The 18,505-nt window shown below is 51.8% G+C and carries 17 protein-coding genes and 1 tRNA gene; 14 read left to right on the top strand and 4 right to left on the bottom strand.

Annotated features, from left to right (window positions below; all coding sequences use genetic code 11):
• Positions 1-13 precede the first annotated feature (13 nt).
• The 3 genes from ruvC to ruvB all read left to right on the top strand — a co-directional run bounded on the left by ruvC (position 14) and on the right by ruvB (position 2,286).
• A complete protein-coding gene (gene ruvC / locus B4N58_RS05385) occupies positions 14-562 on the top strand; it encodes a crossover junction endodeoxyribonuclease RuvC (protein WP_008251567.1) in 549 nt (182 codons plus the stop codon).
• 62 nt (positions 563-624) lie between these two features.
• Positions 625-1,215: a Holliday junction branch migration protein RuvA gene (gene ruvA / locus B4N58_RS05380; protein WP_008251568.1), complete on the top strand. Its 591-nt coding sequence runs from the start codon at positions 625-627 to the stop codon at positions 1,213-1,215.
• A gap of 15 nt (positions 1,216-1,230) precedes the next feature.
• Positions 1,231-2,286 carry a Holliday junction branch migration DNA helicase RuvB gene (gene ruvB / locus B4N58_RS05375; protein ID WP_008251571.1) on the top strand — a complete coding sequence of 352 codons (1,056 nt, stop codon included), beginning with the start codon at positions 1,231-1,233 and terminating at the stop codon, positions 2,284-2,286.
• 631 nt (positions 2,287-2,917) lie between these two features.
• Here the strand turns inward: ruvB and B4N58_RS05370 are convergent.
• Positions 2,918-4,444: a WS/DGAT/MGAT family O-acyltransferase gene (locus B4N58_RS05370; protein WP_008251579.1), complete on the bottom strand. Its 1,527-nt coding sequence runs from the start codon at positions 4,442-4,444 to the stop codon at positions 2,918-2,920.
• Positions 4,445-4,580: 136 nt separating this feature from the next.
• Here B4N58_RS05370 and ybgC point away from each other — a divergent pair, with 136 nt between their 5' ends.
• From ybgC to B4N58_RS05315, 11 genes are all read left to right on the top strand, one after another.
• Entirely contained in the window at positions 4,581-4,985 is a 405-nt protein-coding gene (gene ybgC / locus B4N58_RS05365; RefSeq protein WP_008251581.1) for a tol-pal system-associated acyl-CoA thioesterase, read from the top strand.
• A gap of 43 nt (positions 4,986-5,028) precedes the next feature.
• Positions 5,029-5,706: a protein TolQ gene (gene tolQ, locus B4N58_RS05360; protein WP_040513351.1), complete on the top strand. Its 678-nt coding sequence runs from the start codon at positions 5,029-5,031 to the stop codon at positions 5,704-5,706.
• 43 nt (positions 5,707-5,749) lie between these two features.
• Positions 5,750-6,178: a protein TolR gene (tolR, locus tag B4N58_RS05355; protein WP_291746651.1), complete on the top strand. Its 429-nt coding sequence runs from the start codon at positions 5,750-5,752 to the stop codon at positions 6,176-6,178.
• The gene (locus B4N58_RS05350) at positions 6,175-7,080 is read left to right on the top strand and encodes an energy transducer TonB (RefSeq protein WP_291746648.1); all 906 of its coding nucleotides are present in this window, start codon (positions 6,175-6,177) and stop codon (positions 7,078-7,080) included. The genes tolR and B4N58_RS05350 overlap by 4 nt, the downstream gene beginning before the upstream one ends.
• A gap of 14 nt (positions 7,081-7,094) precedes the next feature.
• The gene (gene tolB / locus B4N58_RS05345) at positions 7,095-8,432 is read left to right on the top strand and encodes a Tol-Pal system beta propeller repeat protein TolB (RefSeq protein ID WP_291746646.1); all 1,338 of its coding nucleotides are present in this window, start codon (positions 7,095-7,097) and stop codon (positions 8,430-8,432) included.
• Positions 8,433-8,489: 57 nt separating this feature from the next.
• Complete coding sequence (gene pal, locus B4N58_RS05340; RefSeq protein WP_291746643.1) at positions 8,490-9,014, top strand: peptidoglycan-associated lipoprotein Pal; 525 nt, start codon at positions 8,490-8,492, stop codon at positions 9,012-9,014.
• Between the two features lie 18 nt (positions 9,015-9,032).
• Positions 9,033-9,779, top strand: a complete 747-nt coding sequence (gene ybgF / locus B4N58_RS05335; RefSeq protein ID WP_291746640.1) for a tol-pal system protein YbgF — start codon at positions 9,033-9,035, stop codon at positions 9,777-9,779.
• 86 nt (positions 9,780-9,865) lie between these two features.
• Positions 9,866-10,981 (top strand): YeeE/YedE family protein, encoded by a 1,116-nt coding sequence (locus B4N58_RS05330; RefSeq protein ID WP_008251614.1) that lies wholly within the window; start codon positions 9,866-9,868, stop codon positions 10,979-10,981.
• Positions 10,982-11,048: 67 nt separating this feature from the next.
• A tRNA-Met gene (locus B4N58_RS05325) sits at positions 11,049-11,125 on the top strand.
• Between the two features lie 327 nt (positions 11,126-11,452).
• Positions 11,453-13,747, top strand: a complete 2,295-nt coding sequence (locus tag B4N58_RS05320) for a galactose oxidase-like domain-containing protein (RefSeq protein WP_291746636.1) — start codon at positions 11,453-11,455, stop codon at positions 13,745-13,747.
• Positions 13,734-14,708, top strand: a complete 975-nt coding sequence (locus B4N58_RS05315; RefSeq protein WP_008251648.1) for a hypothetical protein — start codon at positions 13,734-13,736, stop codon at positions 14,706-14,708. Before B4N58_RS05320 ends, B4N58_RS05315 begins: the two co-directional genes overlap by 14 nt.
• A 3-nt stretch (positions 14,709-14,711) precedes the next feature.
• Here B4N58_RS05315 and B4N58_RS05310 read toward each other — a convergent pair whose 3' ends face one another.
• From B4N58_RS05310 to fabR, 3 genes are all read right to left on the bottom strand, one after another.
• Positions 14,712-16,190, bottom strand: a complete 1,479-nt coding sequence (locus B4N58_RS05310; RefSeq protein WP_008251650.1) for an ArnT family glycosyltransferase — start codon at positions 16,188-16,190, stop codon at positions 14,712-14,714.
• Between the two features lie 98 nt (positions 16,191-16,288).
• Positions 16,289-17,701 carry a UbiA family prenyltransferase gene (locus B4N58_RS05305; protein ID WP_008251653.1) on the bottom strand — a complete coding sequence of 471 codons (1,413 nt, stop codon included), beginning with the start codon at positions 17,699-17,701 and terminating at the stop codon, positions 16,289-16,291.
• On the bottom strand, positions 17,698-18,399 hold the full coding sequence (gene fabR, locus B4N58_RS05300) for an HTH-type transcriptional repressor FabR (protein WP_008251655.1): 702 nt from the start codon (positions 18,397-18,399) through the stop codon (positions 17,698-17,700). Before fabR ends, B4N58_RS05305 begins: the two co-directional genes overlap by 4 nt.
• Between the last annotated feature and the right edge of the window lie 106 nt (positions 18,400-18,505).

Below are 18,505 nucleotides of genomic sequence, written 5' to 3'. Positions count from 1 at the left end.
TTACCCTGCCGTGATGCGCATACTTGGCATAGATCCAGGCCTGCGCATCACCGGTTACGGCGTGGTCGACATCATCGAGAGCCAGCAAATTTATGTGGCCAGTGGTGTGATCCGTTCCAACTCCGACGCCTCCCTGCCCGACCGTTTACACACCCTGTTCACAGGGCTTTGCGAACTGGCTGAGCTGTACAAGCCCCAAGTTGCCGTGGTTGAAAAAGTGTTTGTGAACGTGAACCCGCAATCTACACTGCTGCTGGGGCAAGCCCGCGGCGCGGTACTTACCGCACTCACCCACAGCGGTTTGGCAGTGACTGAATACACTGCGCTTCAAATTAAACAGGCGATTGTGGGGCACGGCAAAGCCAACAAAGAACAGGTGCAGGAAATGGTGAAGCGTTTGCTGAAACTGCCTGCCCACCCGTCGGCTGATGCGGCCGATGCCTTGGCAGCCGCACTAACCCATGCACAAAGCAGCAAACTGCTGGGTGCACTGGCCGCCAAAGACTTGCCCACCAGTATTTTCAAAACCCGCACCCGAAAGGGCCGCACCAGCTGGAAATGAATTCGCTTGGCGTATAATCAAATTCAGTTTACTGTGATTATGAACAGTGTGGAGAAACTGCAATGATTGGTCGCCTGAAAGGCACTTTGCTGGAAAAAAACGCCCCATGGATTTTGCTCGACGTGCAAGGCGTTGGCTACGAACTACAGGTGCCCATGAGCACGCTGTTCAATCTGCCTGAAATCAACGGCAGTTGTACCCTGCTGACTCACCTTGTGGTGCGCGAAGACGCGCACACCTTGTACGGCTTTCAAAACATTGCCGAAAAAAACTTGTTCAAAACCCTGATTAAAGTGTCAGGCATCGGGCCGCGTACAGCTTTGGCCATTTTGTCGTCCATTTCCACCAACGATTTTTTACTGGCAGTACAAAGCCAGGAAACAGCCCGCTTGGTGAAAATTCCTGGCATAGGTAAAAAAACCGCTGAGCGCTTGTTGCTTGAACTGAAAGGTCAAATTGTGGCGTTGGGTGGCACGGCCAATATTGCAGAAGGCATGCCCTTGCCGATTGGAAATCAAAGTGAAATCGTTCAGGCCCTGTGCGCCTTGGGTTATTCTGACAAAGAAGCAGCGCTGGCCTGCAAAGGTCTGCCTGAGGGCACCAGTGTCACCGATGGCCTAAAACTGGCGCTGCGCAATTTGTCGAAAGGCTAACCGAGAAAGTCCACAATGATTGAACCCGATCGCCTCATAAGCCCAACCAAAACAACGCCCGCTGAAGAAGCATTTGAACGTGCGTTGCGCCCAAAGCATTTGGATGAGTATGTAGGGCAACAAAAAATCCGCGATCAACTCGATATTTTTATTGCCGCGGCACGCGCACGCAACGAAGCACTAGACCATGTGCTTTTGTTCGGCCCTCCCGGCTTGGGCAAAACCACTTTGGCGCATATTCTGGCCCGTGAAATGGGTGTGAACCTGCGCCAAACATCAGGCCCAGTGCTTGAACGCCCCGGTGATTTGGCAGCGTTACTGACCAACCTCGAAGCCAATGACGTGTTGTTCATCGATGAAATTCACAGGCTTTCGCCCGTGGTTGAAGAAATTCTGTACCCCGCGCTTGAAGACTATCAAATCGACATCATGATTGGCGAAGGGCCAGCCGCTCGAAGCGTGAAACTTGATTTGCAACCGTTCACGCTGGTTGGGGCCACCACCCGCGCCGGTATGTTGACCAACCCGCTGCGCGACCGGTTTGGCATTGTGTCCCGGCTTGAGTTTTACACACCCGAGGAACTCTCGCGGATTGTGGCACGTTCAGCCAATTTGCTGGACACCCCCGCGGAAGCCTCAGGCTGTCTCGAAATTGCACGCCGTTCTCGAGGTACGCCCCGCATTGCCAACCGCTTGCTGCGCCGTGTTCGCGATTATGCACAGGTGAAAGCGGATGGCATCATTACTGCTGAAGTGGCCGATGCCGCACTGACCATGCTTGATGTGGACAAGGTGGGCCTTGACCCCATGGACCGCAGATTGCTGGAAACCATCATCCACAAGTTTGGTGGTGGGCCGGTTGGACTGGAAAGTGTGGCTGCGGCCATTGGCGAAGAAAAAGACACCATCGAAGATGTGCTGGAGCCCTACCTGATTCAACAAGGCTACATTCAACGCACACCCCGTGGGCGTATTGCCACCTTGAACACTTATGCACATTTTGGCTTGACCGCACCGGCCAGTTTGGCGGGCACACATGCCGCGAATTTGCATCAGGGTGACCTGCTATAGCAATTTCGGCGGGACTACTTCGCGGTTGCTGTAGCCACCTCGACGGGGTTGCCTTCTTTATCGCCAACTCCGCGGGGTTGCCCGATTCCGCACAGAAAACCGCTTAACCCCTTTTTGAAGCAAGGCATTCAATTCACCCAAGCCCGACAAAACTGATGGTCGGGTCTTGGGTGTCGCCATTGGGCGAGCATTGAAGCCTTGGTTCAAACGGGGCGGTTTTCTTGAATGTGCGGAACAGGCAAACCCACTGCCGAGTTGGCTGTGCAGGCAACGCCAGCGAATCTCCAAATCTCTTGAAAAGTGCGCGGGTGCGTGATCATTCACCGGCCTGGGATTGCTCACCGGCTGAGTTGCAGCCCAATCAGCAGCGGTGTCCCGACCGCCATGCCTTCAAGAAAACCTGCCCGTTTGAATTCACACGCCACGTTCAGCCAAAGGCTGACAATCCGATCGACCTTCAGTTTTGTCGAGCGGATTGAGTCAGTGTGATATCAAAAAGGGATCAACAGGTTTTCGGCTGGCGATTGGGATTTGCGCTGATTGGGCTTTGTCTTAATCAGCGATTGGGATTCGCGCTGAGTGGGCGAGACCAATGCTGAGTGGGCATTAAACCCGCGCTGATTGCCTACAATCAATCCTCAGGCGCCTTCACCGGCTTACCCGCCCCCACCTTGGCCGTGGCTGGCTTTCGCACAGCAGGCTTCTTCGCCGCTACCGGGCGCTTCTCCGTGACAGGTTTCACAACAGGTTTGCTCGCCCACTTCACACCCAAGGCCGCTTCAAGTTCTTCAAGGGCCTCACCGGTGTAAACCGACAAACGCTGCATGGAAGGCAAGGCGTCGTGATCACCTGTAAACGCCACATTGAACTGGCCTGAATAACTCACCACCGTGATATTCAAAGCCTGCCCATGCGGAATCAGGGAGATTGGGTAGAACTGCTCCAAGCGGCAACCCGAGAAATACAAATCACGTGATGGGCCAGGGACGTTCGATATCACTGTGTTGAAAATTGGACGCGTCAAGCCACCTAAGCCTGACACCAATTGCAACATCATTGGCGCCATCAACATGATGGTGTAGTTGTTGATCGCCTCTTTGGGCATGGCCTGCAAATTGGCTTTGGCCAACTGCGTCGAACGTCGAATTTCTTTCAAACGCGTCAGAGGATCGGCTTCGGTTGTGTACAGGTTGGCGATGATAAAGCTGATCGCATTGCCACCATCCAGATCATCAGCCGGGCGAACAGACACCGGCAAACCCGCTGTCAACGATTCTGACGGCAACGCATCGCGCTCCAGCAAATAACGACGAATCGAACTTGAGCAAATCGCCAGAAAAATATCATTCACACTCACCTTGGCTGCCTCGGCCACGGCACGAACTCGTTCCAGCGGATAAGTTTGAGTAGCCAGTCGGCGCGCGCCACCCACGCGTTTGTTCACAATCGACTTGGGGCCGGAAAAAGGCGTGGCCAAAGCTGGGTCGGTTGGCTTGACAGCCTCACGCATCAAGTCCATAAGTGCACGACCCGCGGCAGGCAGAGACTGGCCGCTCAACTTGGCCGCTTCCCAGGCTTCACGCGCCTGGTCTGCAAAATGCTGGGGCTCAGAGTTCTTTTTCTTTCGGCTGATCGTACCGACAGACCAAGGGGCGGGCAGGTTCATGCTTTCTTTGGCCGACTTGCCAAAAATGCGTTCCATCAAACGCATGCCACCCACACCATCCATGAGGGAGTGATGCATTTTCGTGTACAAGGCAAAACGATTGCCGTACAGACCTTCAATCAGGTGCATTTCCCAAAGCGGCTTACGGAAATCCAAAGGGTGCGAATGCAAGCGCGAAATCAGGGTACCCAATTCGCGTTCACCGCCGGGGGCGGGCAAGGCACTGTGGCGGAAGTGATAATCCAGGTCAATTTTGTCAGCCTCAATCCACTTCGGCATCAAGGTTAGCAAGCGGGGACTGGACAAGCGATAGTTAAAGGGCGGTGCAAATTCAAGCGAATTACGAAGCATTTGAACAATGCGGGCAATGGCCTGCTGAGACGTTTCCCCCTCGGGCACCGTAAAAATCGCCATGCTGCCCACATGCATTGGAGCTTCTTTTGATTCGACGTACAGCCAGGATGCATCCAGCAAAGGGATATTTCGTGCCATGTCAGCGGTCTCCACTTCTCATTGTTATTTGAATATGAATATTTAATTAATTTAATAGTGGCAGGATCGCAAAGTCCCGGAGGACCGCCCTACTCCTGCTTACAATACTGTAAGCATACTAGAGACGGGCCATTTCATGACATTCAAATACTCTCTGCGCGTTTATTTTGAAGACACCGATGCTGGAGGCATTGTTTATTACGGCAATTACCTCAAATTCATGGAACGCGCACGAAGCGAATGGTTCCTGCAACAAAGTATCGGCATGAAATCGCTTATGGAGGACCATCAAATGGTGTTCGTTGTCAGCCGAACCGAGCTGAACTACCTGCGCTCTGCTAAACTTGAGGATATTCTTGAAATATCGACGGAACTTACTGAACTTAAGCGAGTTTCTGCAGTCTTCAAGCAAACCGTAACGCGCAATGGCGAGGTCCTTTGCGAGGGTCAAACCAAGGTGGGATGTGTTAACACGCAAACCTTGAAGCCCAGCGCAATTCCCCCTGAAGTGCACGCGCAACTCAACCGATTGATGCCCTAGTGCGTTACAAGAAACGAATCATTTTCCTTACCGCGGATTGTTAATGGATATCTCTACCGACATGTCGTTCATCTCCCTGATCGCAGAGGCCAGCCTGGTTGTCCAGTTGGTCATGTTGATTCTGGTCATGATCTCCCTCATTTCATGGGCCACCATTTTCAAGAAATGGGCTGTATTGAAGCGCACCAAGCAACAGGCTGACAAATTCGAAGAAGAATTCTGGTCGGGCGGCGACTTGAACACCCTCTTCCAACGCGCAGGTATGCGCCGCAACGATGCTGGTCCGCTTGAGCGTATTTTTGAAGCGGGCATGAGCGAATTCTTGCGCGCCCGTGATAAAAAAGGCCTGACCGATTACTCACTGATCATTGACGGTGCACGTCGCGCCATGAAAGCAGCCTTCCAGCGCGAAAATGAAATCCTCGAACGCAACCTGCCCTTTCTCGCATCAGCTGGTTCAGTCAGCCCCTACATTGGACTGTTCGGAACGGTGTGGGGCATCATGCATGCGTTCGTGGGCCTGGCCAACGTACAGCAAGCCACCTTGGCTTCTGTAGCACCGGGTATTGCCGAAGCACTAATTGCCACAGCAATTGGACTGTTTGCGGCCATTCCGGCAGTCGTGGCGTACAACCGTTATGCCAACGACATTGATCGTTTGTCTACCCAGTTTGAGTCTTTCGTTGAGGAATTTTTGAACATTCTGCAACGTCAGCATTAATTTCTGCACCCATGCCAGAAACCAGCAACAGGAAACTTAATCGATGAAAGCCGAACTTGGACGAAAATCCAGACGCGCCATGAACGAGATCAATGTGGTGCCCTACATCGACGTGATGTTGGTGCTGCTGATCATTTTCATGGTCACGGCCCCAATGATTACCCCATCAGTGATTGATTTGCCGTCCATGGCCAACACCAATCCGCCCAAACAAATGCGCCCAATTGAAGTCACGGTGCGCCAGGTGGGCAGCTTGGTGGTGAAGGACATGAAAACCAATAAAACCACTGAAGTGACCTTGGAAAACCTTGCCGCTGAAGTGAAAAAACTGCAGGCCGATGAGCCCGATCGCCCTGTGGTCATTTCTGCTGAGAAAGCCATTCAATACCAGGCTGTGGTCGACACAATGGACGCGCTGCAAAACGCACAAATCCAGAAAGTGGGTCTGCTGGTGAAGCCAAAAAGTAAATGAGCACCGATTTAACCCGCCCACGCAACGGCTGGGACTTTACACCAGCCCATCAAGCATTGCTTTCCAAAATGAGCAAGGAAAGCGGGTTAGAGGCGCGCCTGGAACCACCAGTAGACCACACTGGCGAGAAAGCAGGCCTGACAGTGTCTGTGCTTGCACACCTTACTTTGGTGGCATTTTTCGTTGTGGGGCTCAACTGGAATACCGAAGAGCCAGCCGCGTTTGAAGCGGTATTGTGGTCCGAGATGCCCGCCAATGAGCCGATTGCCGTGCAACAACCCAAGCCCGACCCCGTCCCGGAACCCGAGCCACCTAAGCCTGTGGTTGAAACACCGCCACCTCCAAAGCCGGTGGAACCACCCAAGGCAGATATCGAATTGCCCAAGCCCGAGCCCAAAAAGAAGCCCGAGCCTAAGCCCGAACCGAAGAAACCTGAGCCCAAGCCCGAGCCAAAAAAACCGGAGCCCAAGCCTGAACCGAAGAAGCCCGAGCCCAAGCCGGAACCCAAGAAACCTGAGCCAAAAATTGATCCTGAACTGGCCAAAAAGCTTCGGCAGGAAGAACTTGCCCGCATTATGGGTGGAGCGCCCAACACAGGTAGCACATCTGCAGGCACCAGCAGAAACAAGGCACAGTACAGTGACCGAATTCGGCAATATGTACGGAGTAAACTGGTATTTCCCGGTGCCGACTCAGTCGACGGAAACCCGGAGGCCGTATTCGAAGTCAAGCAACTTCCCAACGGGGAAATTGTCTCTATCACTCAGAAAAAAAGCAGTGGGTTGCCAGCGTGGGACAGCGCTGTGGAGCGCGCTTTGCAGCGTTCCAGCCCACTACCCAGGGCTGAAGACGGTTCAGTCGAACCGGTGCTTGTCCTCTCATTCCGTCCAAAAGACGTTTAATTCATAGTGAAACAATGAACTACGCCAACCAAGCCATGCATTTACAACAATCAACCACCCTGTGGGACCGCCTGCGTCGATCCGCAAGCATCCTGCTGGCCTTCTTTGCCCTGGTAACCATGACAGTGCCGGCGCAAGCGCAACTGAAAATTGACATTACCGGAGTGGGTGCAAATCAAATCGCCTTTTCGGCGGCACCATTTCAGGGCAATCAGGGTTTGCCTGAAGACATTAAAAAGGTGATTGAAGACGATTTGGTGCGCAGCGGATTTTTCCGCTCTATCAATACCACCAGCAATGTTGAATTGAATGAGTCCACGCTAATCGATCCTTCCGCTTGGAAATCAATTGGCGTAGACGCCCTGATCGTGGGTTCAGTGAAAAAGCTGCCAGATGGGCGCCTGGACTTGCGCTTTAACCTGCACGACACTGCCCAGCAGAAGTCACTCGGCAAATTCAGCTACGTGATTGCCCCCTCGGCTTTACGCCTGCATGCTCACAAAATTGCCGATTTTGTGTATGAGAAGATGCTGGGAGAGAAAGGTGTGTTTTCGACCCGCCTGGCCTATGTTGAAAAAGCCCCTGGGCGCTACCGCCTTATTATTTCGGATGCCGATGGCGCCAACCCACAAGTAGCACTGGCCTCCAAAGAACCTATTATTTCGCCAGCATGGTCTCCAGACGGCACACAACTTGCCTACGTTTCATTCGAAACGCGCAAACCTGTTGTGTTTGTTCACACACTTGCAACAGGTCGCCGCAAGGCCTTGGCAAATTTCAAGGGCAGCAACAGCGCACCTGCCTGGTCTATGAATGGCCAGCAACTTGCAGTGGTGCTGACCAAAGATGGTGGGTCACAAATTTTCTCGATGAATGCCGATGGATCGAGCCTGAACCGATTGACCAGCACAGGTGGAATCAACACCGAACCTGCGTACAGTCACGATGGCAGAAGCATCTATTTCACTTCTGATCGTGGAGGTGGCCCACAAATTTATCGAATGAGCACAAATGGCGGTGATGCGACACGTGTGACATTCGAAGGTGGATACAATATCTCGCCTCGAATTAGTCCCGATGACAAAACATTGACATATGTGACTCGTCGAGACGGGCAATTTCGAATTGCCGCACTGGATTTGGCAGGTGGCACAGAAATGCTGCTGACAAATACCGGGCGGGACGAAAGCCCAAGTTTCGCGCCGAATGGGCGTTACATTTTGTATGCGACCAAGTCGGGCGGCAAAGGGACCCTGGCCGTGGTGTCAAAAGACGGACGAATCAAGTACACCTTGAGCAGTTCCGGCGCTGACATTTCGGAACCCACCTGGGGCCCGTTCATAAATGATTGATTTTGAATTTGTTTTAACTGGTTTTACACTAAACATTCTTTAGGTCTGGAGAAAAAAATGAAACACTCAATGGTCAAGTACTTGGCGATTTCCGCAATGGTGGCCGTATTGGCCGCCTGTAGCTCTGCCGTTCCTTTGAACGACAAACCCACAGTTGAATCAAAAACTGGTACAGCTCCCGGCTCTGATGGCCGTGCCGTGCCCACAGTAACCCCAGGCGATGCTGACCCCCTGAACGACCCACAAGGCGTTTTGGCCAAGCGTAGCGTGTACTTCGACTACGACAGCTACACTGTTAAGTCCGAATACCGTGATCTGGTTCAAAACCACGCCAAATACCTGGTTGCCAACCCTAACCGCAAAGTCGTTGTTCAAGGCAATACCGACGAACGCGGTGGTGCTGAATACAACCTGGCTTTGGGTCAACGCCGTGCTGACGCAGTAAAAACACTGATGCTGGCACTGGGCGTGAAAGAAGGCCAAATTGAAACAGTAAGCTTTGGCAAGGAAAAGCCCAAAGCAACTGGCAGCAACGAAGCCGCTTACGCTGAAAACCGTCGTTCTGACATCGTTTACCAGTAATCAAGGAAACTATTCGAGATGACTTTTAACATCAAGCAAAAAGCCTGGGCAATCGCCCTGTTCTGCGCCTTTGCATCCAATTCCGCATTTGCGATATTTGATGACACGGAAGCACGCAAGGCAATTCTGGACTTGCGCCAGCAGGTTAAAGTGCTTGAAGATCGGGTTGCTCGAATGGAAGCCGCGAATCAGGGGCAGCTGTCACTGGCTCAGTCCCTAAGTGAAAAAGACCGAGAGATCGCCCGCTTGCGTGGTGATCTCGAAGTCGCCAACAACAACATTCGAAAGCTGCAGGAAGACAATCGTTTACTGTATACAAACCTTGACGACCGCCTCAAGAAGCTTGAACCGAAAGCCGTTCAACTTGATGGCGAAGAACTCACGGTTCCCCCCGAACAATTCAATGATTACCAGGCCGGACTTGACCATTTCAAGGCTGGCAACTACAAAGACGCAGCCCTGCAATTTCAGGATTTCCTGAACAAGTACAAGCAAAGCAAGCTTGAACCTCAGGTCCGTTACTTCTTGGGCAGTACCCAATTTGCGCAAGGCGAATATAAAACCGCCTTGGTCACGCAACGCGATCTGGCGAAAGATTTTCCGGACAGCCCGCGCGCGCCTGACGCATTGCTTAGCATGGCCAGTTCACAGCTGGAGCTGAAAAGCATCCCTGGTGCAAAAAAAACCTTGGGTGAACTGATTGCCAAATACCCCAACAGCCCCGCCGCAGCGAGCGCCAAGGCGCGGCTCGAAGCGCTGAAATAATCACACAAAAGTAATCACACCCTGTGCGCCCGTAAACGGGTAGACCCAGTTAAAATACCGGCACTTCAACACAAAGGTGCCGGTTCATGGAAGAAATCAACCTTAGCAGCATTCAAAGCACTGTGCTTTGGGCCACATTTGCCGTGGGCCTTGCCTTCGGTGCCATTTCCCATCGCACCCATTTTTGTACCATGGGTGCAATTGCTGACGTGTTCAACTTTGGTGACTGGAACCGCATGCGCATGTGGCTGCTGGCAATCGCCGTTGCCGCACTTGGCCTTCAGGGCCTAAGTATCACAGGACATGCCAACCTCAACGACACTATTTTCTTGAACAGTCAGTGGTCTTGGTTGTCAGGTATTGTTGGCGGCTTGCTGTTCGGCGCAGGCATGGTATTGGCTTCGGGCTGCGGCAGCAAAACCTTGATTCGCCTTGGCGCAGGCAATTTGAAAGCCCTCATGGTTTTCGTGATTATGGGAATTACCGCGTACATGACCCTCAAAGGGGTTTTCGGCGTATTTCGCGCCAATTACCTGGACCCTATTCGTTTTGAATTCAGCAGCAGCCCTTATTTGCCTGAGCTTTTGGCCAATCTGTTCAGCCAGGAACCCGCTGCCCTGACATCCATTTTTGCCATCGCACTGCCTGTAATCCTGTTGATCGTGGCACTGGGAAGCAAATCAGCCTGGAACAGAGAAGTGATTGTTGGCGGTGCCGGCGTGGGCTTAACCATTGTGGCGGCTTGGTGGGTGGTGTTCCAGGTGGCTTACATTCCCGAACACCCAGATACTCTTGAAGCGGCCTATTTGGGCACCTACGCAAACCGTGCGGAAGGCTTCAGCTTCGTGGCACCCTATGCTTACACGCTGGAATGGCTGATGTTTTTCTCAGACGTGACACGGGTTCTTACCGTAGGAGTAGTGGCTTGCTTCGGGGTCATTTTGGGAGCCACCGCCAGCGCGTTATTAGAAAAATCGTTTCGCTGGGAAACATTCCAAGGCGTTGAAGACACGGCCAACCACACAGTCGGCGCAGTACTCATGGGTGTCGGTGGCGTACTTGCCCTGGGCTGCACCGTGGGCCAGGGGCTAAGCGGCGTAAGCACCCTGTCACTTGCATCATTCGTGGCTTTGGGCAGCATAGTTGTTGGCGCAATGGGAGCATTGAAGTATCAAATGTGGCGCGTTGAGCGCATGGTTTAACTTTCATGACAAAGAAGTGATGAAGCGCTTCTTTTTTTTAGAAAGCTCAGTTATACTCTCGGTCTTCGGCGAATTAGCTCAGCCGGTTAGAGCGACGGAATCATAATCCGCAGGTCCGGGGTTCGAATCCCTGATTCGCCACCAAACAAGAAACCCCTTCAGTGAAAACTGAGGGGGTTTTTTCTTTGTCGATCATCTTTTCCACCGCATTCAAGTTACTTGAAAGTACGTTTTTCAAGCTTCACTATCCCAACCAAAAAGATTCAATAACCTCGTCAAAATACTACTTTTAATTTGTATAACAACGATTGCACAAAACCATAATCACGGTTATTCTTTTTAGAAAGATGCATCTAAAAATGCACATCAACAGTAACAACTGTTAACAATCATGAGAAGTGAGACACGCAGTACTTAGTACCTACATTCTTCACTTCTTCTACAAAAACAGCTTGCTAGGAGGAGATACACGTGTTCAAGCTGAATAAACTATCTGCAGTAATCGCCATTGGATTGGGAGCTGCTCTGCCTGTACAAGCCGGTCTTTTAGACGATCTGATCGGTGCCAAATTCAACCCCATCAGCACTGAAAAAGGCGTGGCGGCAGAGGGTCAGAAAGGCTCCTTTAGTTCGCCATTTGAAGAGCCCTTCGTGTACGAACGCTCAGGCGACAACGACAATAACCCAGATGCCACACCCATTCCGGCACCCGAGAAGTGCATGGGCATTGGTGAAAACGGCAAGCTTCGTTGCAAGCCCGCAGCCGGTACCATCTCGTTGCTGCCGAACGGCGATTTCCTATATTTCAACGCGCTGGAGGGAACTGAAGACTTTGAGTTCAGCATCTTGGTGGATTTTGGTCAAAAGGCCATTAACGACCAAACTCGCCGCATGATCATTCCGAAAGATGCGACTTCTGCGACCAACTGGATTCGACCACTTGAGGTGGACTCTGGCGCCAACCCTGACGGTTACGAGATCACCGAACTGCTGCCAGGTCTCGGCCTAACCAACAAGGAAACCAATAGCTCAGACGGTGCCCTGTTCTGCGCAGACGTGGCCATGCTCGCCGATGGTTCCATCATGGCCGTGGGCGGCACTGCTTATTACAGCGAGCCAGGCAGCAACCTGATCGGGTACGGCCTGACCGAACTGGAAGGTCTGAAGACTAGCCGAGTTTACAACCCCAACACCAACCGCTGGATGCAGGGCAACGACATGAACTTTGGTCGTTGGTATCCTGCTTTGATCACCCTGCCCGACAGCAAAATGTTCGTTGCAAGCGGAGTTACAAAGCTGCTAAAACCTGTATATCCTCAGGCACCAGAGCAAAGTGGCCGCAATGTTCCGCAAACCGAAACATTCGATCCGGCAACTGGTAAGTGGACTGTCAACCCGCAAACTGCCCAGCGCTCTCTCCCTCTTTACCCACGACTACATCTGCTACCCAACGGCCACGTGTATTACAATGCGGGAGGTCAAGCCTTTAATCCCTTTGGTCAGTCCTACGATCAAGCGGTTTGGAACATTTCCGCGACTTACAACCCAAAAAATCAGAATTGGTCAGATTTAGCCTACGCTGGCTTCCCGTTGAAATTCAGTGATGCTGGACTTGAATCACTTACACAGGTTCTAAATCCACTTACTGCAACCAATGCCGCAGTCGGTGCTTTAACCAAAACTTTGACAGATGTTGTGATAAAAAGCCCTCAAGCACTTCAGAAGCTATTGAGCGTGGTAACTACCGGCAACCCAGAGCAGCTCCTACAAAAGGTAGTTGGCGCAGGTATGAGAGGCTCCACATTTTCAATCATGATGCCGCTGCGCCCCAACTCCCAAGGTCTGTACAAGGAAGCCAGCTTCCTTACGGCAGGAGGTGTTCTTCCTTTAGTGGGTCTAGCCTCTCCGGGCGGATATATAGCGGTTGGATCTTCGCGTATAGATACCGTTAAAACTGATGGAGACAATATTATTGACTACCAAAGCGAAGTAACAGGTTCTTTGAACGAAACCCGCTGGTATGGGTCTGGAGTGCTGATGCCCGATGACTCAGTGATAGTCTTTAACGGTGCAGATCGGGATGGAGTTGTCGCGCCTGGCATAGAATTTCCAAGAAAAACCGCTGAACGCTTTGACCCAGCGACCAAGAAATGGACGCAAATGGCTGTGGCCAACAAACCCCGCACTTATCACAACACTGCCCTGCTGATGCAAGACGGCCGTGTGCTGGTGGGTGGTCATGCGCCAATTTCCACGTTGTACTTGAAGAACATCAATCTGGCAGCGTTTGGTTTTGCTCCCAATGACGGCCGTGATCCCTCGTTCGAGATTTACACCCCACCGTATGTGAACAATCCAAACCGCCCCAACTTGATTGGTTTCGCAGGCGGCAACTCGACACCCGCTGGCAATGGAAAAACCATGTTGCGCGAATTCCGCAAAGGTCAACAAGTGACACTGGAAATGGCACCTGGAACTGATATGGGCAAAATTGACTCAGTTTCCTTGGTACGCCATACCGTGACAACGCACTTGACCGACGCTGACCAGCGTACCGTTGTTATTCCCAAGAACCAGCTGACCGTGACTGGGCAAAGCGTACGCTTCACCATTCCAGATCAGGCCGCTGTGGTTCCACAAGGCGCTTACATGACCTTTGTGCGTGCCAAGCAAGCGGATGGTTCACTGCTGCCTTCCAAATCTGTCAGCTTCATGTTGAAGCACGGCAATGGACAAGGAGTGATGACTGCCAATGCCCGTCGTTAAAACGAACTGGGTGAAGAAAACGCTGGGCGCCTGCCTGGCGTTTTCTTTTTCTACCCTAATTATCTCAAGCCCCCTGATTGCCCCTAGCGTCGCTTTCGCACATGCTGAACACGGCACCGAGGGAGGTGTTCCAACTGTCAGTCCAAAAACGAAGCTACCCAAAGGTATCTCGCTGCAGGTAGTGAAAAGCAATGCATTTCAGTTTGCATTGGCCACAGACGGCCAACAACAAATTGAAATTTTGGGCGAGGACAAACGCGCCTTTCTAAGATTCAAAGGCAACAAACTGTATGCGGACTTAAACGCAACAGGTTGGCACCGTTCCCGACAACCCGGTGGCGGCCCTATCCCTGACCGTCTCAAAGACAACCCAAAGTTGAAACCCAATTGGGTTTTGCTGGACAAACAACCTGGCTATGGTTGGTACGATCCCCGTTTGATTAAAGAGGACTTGGCTCACTTTAATCTGGCCATGGTTGCCAACGGCAAACCCATCAGTGTTCGAATCGAACGTATAGAGCCCGAACCCATGACAGGTTACTGGCGCCCAACGCTGGTCAACGAAGCTGACTTCACTGGCCTGAACGCCATGGTGCCAGGCCTGAGTGGCAACAACTTCCTACTCAGCCGCATGGGCACGGCCAAAGGTGAGTTTCAGGTGCTGGATGACCAGGGTGTGCCATTCATCGAGCTTCGAAAAGATGGAGTCTGGCTGAACAGCATGCATGCATGGGCAAACTCAGTTGAACTGTTTCATACCCCTGGCACTGAACAAGCACCATGGGTCAAAGTATCAGAAACTGGAACGGTGACCTATGCGGATCCACGACTGGATAAGAAACCCGCAAAGATCTCTGAAACTGGCAGCTGGGTTATACCTGTCAAACTGAAGGAAGGCGAACAACAAAGTTTGCTGAAAGGCGAACTGACATGGCAAAAGATTGTTGAAAACACCAATTAGTGTTTAGCCGCCTGGAATCACCAGGCGGCATTCTTCTTCAAATCCATATTTGCGTGCAAACGGACAGTCCATCACAGGCAGTATCGATGGAATTTGATAGTACTTCTCCACAGCTTCACGTAACACCACGTCTCTGAACCGGGAGTAATTGAAATTGCTGCCGTCTACGATCGTAAAAGGCACGCCTTCAATCACTTGGGTTTGCACTGAAACGTTACTCAGATAATCTTGATAAAGCGCCGGGTCGATCGGCTTGGCTTTGGCCACAATCCGAATGGGTTTGCCGTCCATTTCCCGCCAGTCAACAAAGGTATCGTCATTGCGTGCATGGTATTTTCCAGGACCAAAAACAGGCACCACCTTGCCGTAGTGATAAGTCATCAAGGCGGCAGGCGAATAAGCCACAGTGGTCAATACGCCGTCTGAAGGCATGTCGCGAGTCAACTCATCCAGAATAGCCGGCATTTCGCGGTGAAACAGCACGTCTTCCTGAAAATCCTGTTTTGGCCATACCGATACTTCAGCATGCATCAAGAGACCAAACAACACCAAGTGTGGGATCGACAACACAGCATTGAAGCCAATGTAACGTTTCATCCAGATGCCCGGCGTGCACAAGGCAAGAAGCACAAAGGCAATGGGTAAAAAGCCCAGCACCCAATGCAAGCCAACTGTTTTTTCGAGTGAAATGACAAAAAACAGGGCCAGTGGCACCAAGAGGGCAAACGCCAAGGCGCTTTGGCGCAACCAAACCCGACTGCCCTTGAGCAAACTCCACAAAGCCCACGGAGTAATCAGGTAAATCATCATGCCCAGGTACGTAAGCACCGTGCCCCAACCCAACTGGGCATCTTCATGCCTGTTCACCAGGTTGAACATGATGTTGTTCCAGCAATTATGTAGGTTGTAGCCAATATTCACGCTGGCAAACGGCAAAACACCAGCCAACAACAGAAACAGGTACTTGAAACGCTGCCGCTGAAACAACAAGTGAAACCCAAACGCGAAACCCAACAAGACAGCAAAGTATTTGGACAAAAATGCCAAACCCAAAAAACAACCAGCGAGAAACATTGCCGCACTCGACTCAGTGCGAATCGCTTTGACATAGGTGTAAATGGAAAGGCCCATAAAAAATATCAACGGCGTGTCGGTGGTAACAAACACGGCAAACCACGATACCGGCATTGACAAATAAACAGCACCAGCCAACCAGGCTCGGGGCTCTTGCTCGCGTGGCAACAATTCACGGGCCAGCAGCACCACACCGTAAGCAATAACTGTGGTTAACAGCAGGGTCAGGCTGCGCACCACAATCGGTTCATTGCCAAGATGACTCAGCGCCCACAACCACCAGCCGACCATGGGCGGATGATCGTAATAGCCCCAATTCAGATCAGTCGACCACAAATGGAAGAAAGCCTCGTCGCCAGTCATGGGAAAAAACCACGCCAACCAGAGTTTGATGACGGCGGTCAGCACAACAGTCCAGACAAACAAACTTTTGGCAGTTCTTAACGTCAGCTCGGGTCCTTGGGATCTGGACGAAGAAAAATGACTAGACATGGATATTGGATATCTCAGGAGGCCAAATACACAAGCACACCCACTGAAGCCAAAAAGCCCCAACTGATGCGATCATGAATGGCGAAATGCACTGGGTCATCAATCATTTCCTTGCGGGAGGTCATGATCCAGATTCGCATTAACCAGTACAAAAACAAGGGGCAAATTCCCCACAAAAACTCAGGTGTCGCGTACAACATCGAGCCATTCTGACTGTCGACATACAAGGCCAACACCAATACAGCGACAAATCCACTGGAGATACCCATGGACACCAAGTAACTCAGATCGCTCATGCGATAACCACGGCCTTGAGGCTGGGTGCCCTCAAGCTGCAAAAACTCAAGTTCGGCGCAACGTTTGACCAATGCCAAACTCAAAAACACGAAAAGTGAAATGGCCAATAACCAACTGGAGAGGTCGATGCCCGTACCCACGCCGCCCGCGATTACACGCACGGTGTAAAGCATCGCCAGCAACAAGACATCCACAAAAGCGGTGCGCTTGAATACGAAGGTGTACATCAAGGTAACCACGGTGTACACCAACAACACCAAGGTAAATTGCCAACCCACCGCCAACCAGGCCACCGCAAAGCCGGCAATGCCCAAACACTTCATCAATACAAACGCCTTGGTGATGCTGAGCATGCCGCTGGCCATTGGCCGGTGGCGCTTGCGCGGATGCTGGCGATCCGCATTCAGGTCCATCAGGTCATTCCAAATGTAAGTGGCAGAGGCCAAAAAGCCAAACGCCAAAAAGCCCCACATCATCTTGCCCCACAAAGCAAAATCTGTTTCATGGGCAGCAATCAGAGGCAAGAACAGCAAACCATTTTTGGCCCATTGCTGGAGTCGCATGGCCTTGAGCCAAACTTTGATGCCAGTACTTCGCGTGTCTAGCCGGTTCAATTCAATACCAGCGGCTGCAGCTTTTCCTCGGGTGCGAAGGGAAGTATTCACACCGAATGCCAGTGAAGACTGTTTCCAGATCGGAATATCTACTGAAGCATCACCAAAATACACAAAGGGCCGCCCCTGACTATCCGCCTGAATGGCTGCCAGTTTTTGTTGGCCCTTCAAATTGCTGTGCTCGCTTGCGATGACCCGGGAAAACAGTCCCAAACGGGTGGCAATCTTCAGCACATCTCGACGCATCGATGCGCTGGCCAATACCAATTCATGGCCAGCCGCTTTCAATTGATTCAGTCGCTCCAGCACCATGGGATCAATTGGCAAATGATCCAGCACCGGATCAATTCTTCTAGATACCTCGGTTTTAAATACCCAAGCACCCTGCATCGCCCACAACAACATTGGAAACACATAAAAAATGTTTTGCTTCAACAGCAGCAGGCAACTCTCGAGCAGCACATCCGATGGACTCAAGGTGCCGTCCAGGTCGACGTAAACAATGGGTTTAGTCATTTTGGTTTGGACAAGCCACTGAGCAGTGACTGGGTGGGCTCTTCTTCCCAATGCGCCGCACCAAGAAACACCATCACAATTTGCTTCACGAAATTGTCGAGCATTTCTTTTTCAATTTGCGGCTGATCTGGCCTGACATCCAGAAAATCCGTGGCCGAGTTCATCATCAGGGTAACCACGAGGCTGCAAATCAGAGTAAGGGTGTGCGTGGACAGTCCAGGGAAGATGTTCAACAGCCGCAGGTCGCTGGCCATTTCATTGGTGAAATGTGCAATCTCATTGCGAATGGCATTGCGCAAGGACTGCGAACCACCTGACCTTTCTGAGCTGATAAAACGCCACTCAAGGTGGTGCTGCTTCAGGTAGGTCACAAACACGCTCACCGAATGTCGAATCATGTCCTCGCCTGGCAGGCTGGCTTGGCGAGCCTCTCGCAACAGCCTGCGCAAGGTAATACCGCCGTCCTCGACCAGAGCCAGACCCAGTTCATCGGTGGTTTTGAAATGGCGATAAAACGCAGTCGGCACCACACCAGCCTCTCGGGTAATTTCCCGAATGCCCAGGGCAGTAAAGCTGCTGCCGTTGCCAACAAGGGTAAGCGCAGCCTGCATCAAATTCTGGCGTGTTTGTTCTTTGCGTCGCACCCGGGCCTGTGTTTCGTCCACCGGCTTGGTCGCGGCGCTTAATCTTGTTCTCATGATTCTTGCTCGAGCCTAGTCTGGATTAGTCAACTTCCTGACCTACCCCGTTATTGTAATGAAAAGCGACCAGTTCACAGCTTAACAGCCTGCAAGCCTGTGAAAT

This window comes from Limnobacter sp. UBA3528 (assembly GCF_002377005.1).
Taxonomy (GTDB): domain Bacteria; phylum Pseudomonadota; class Gammaproteobacteria; order Burkholderiales; family Burkholderiaceae_B; genus Limnobacter.
The sequence above is the reverse complement of the archived record's forward strand: the minus strand, read 5'-3'. Positions and strand labels throughout refer to the sequence as shown.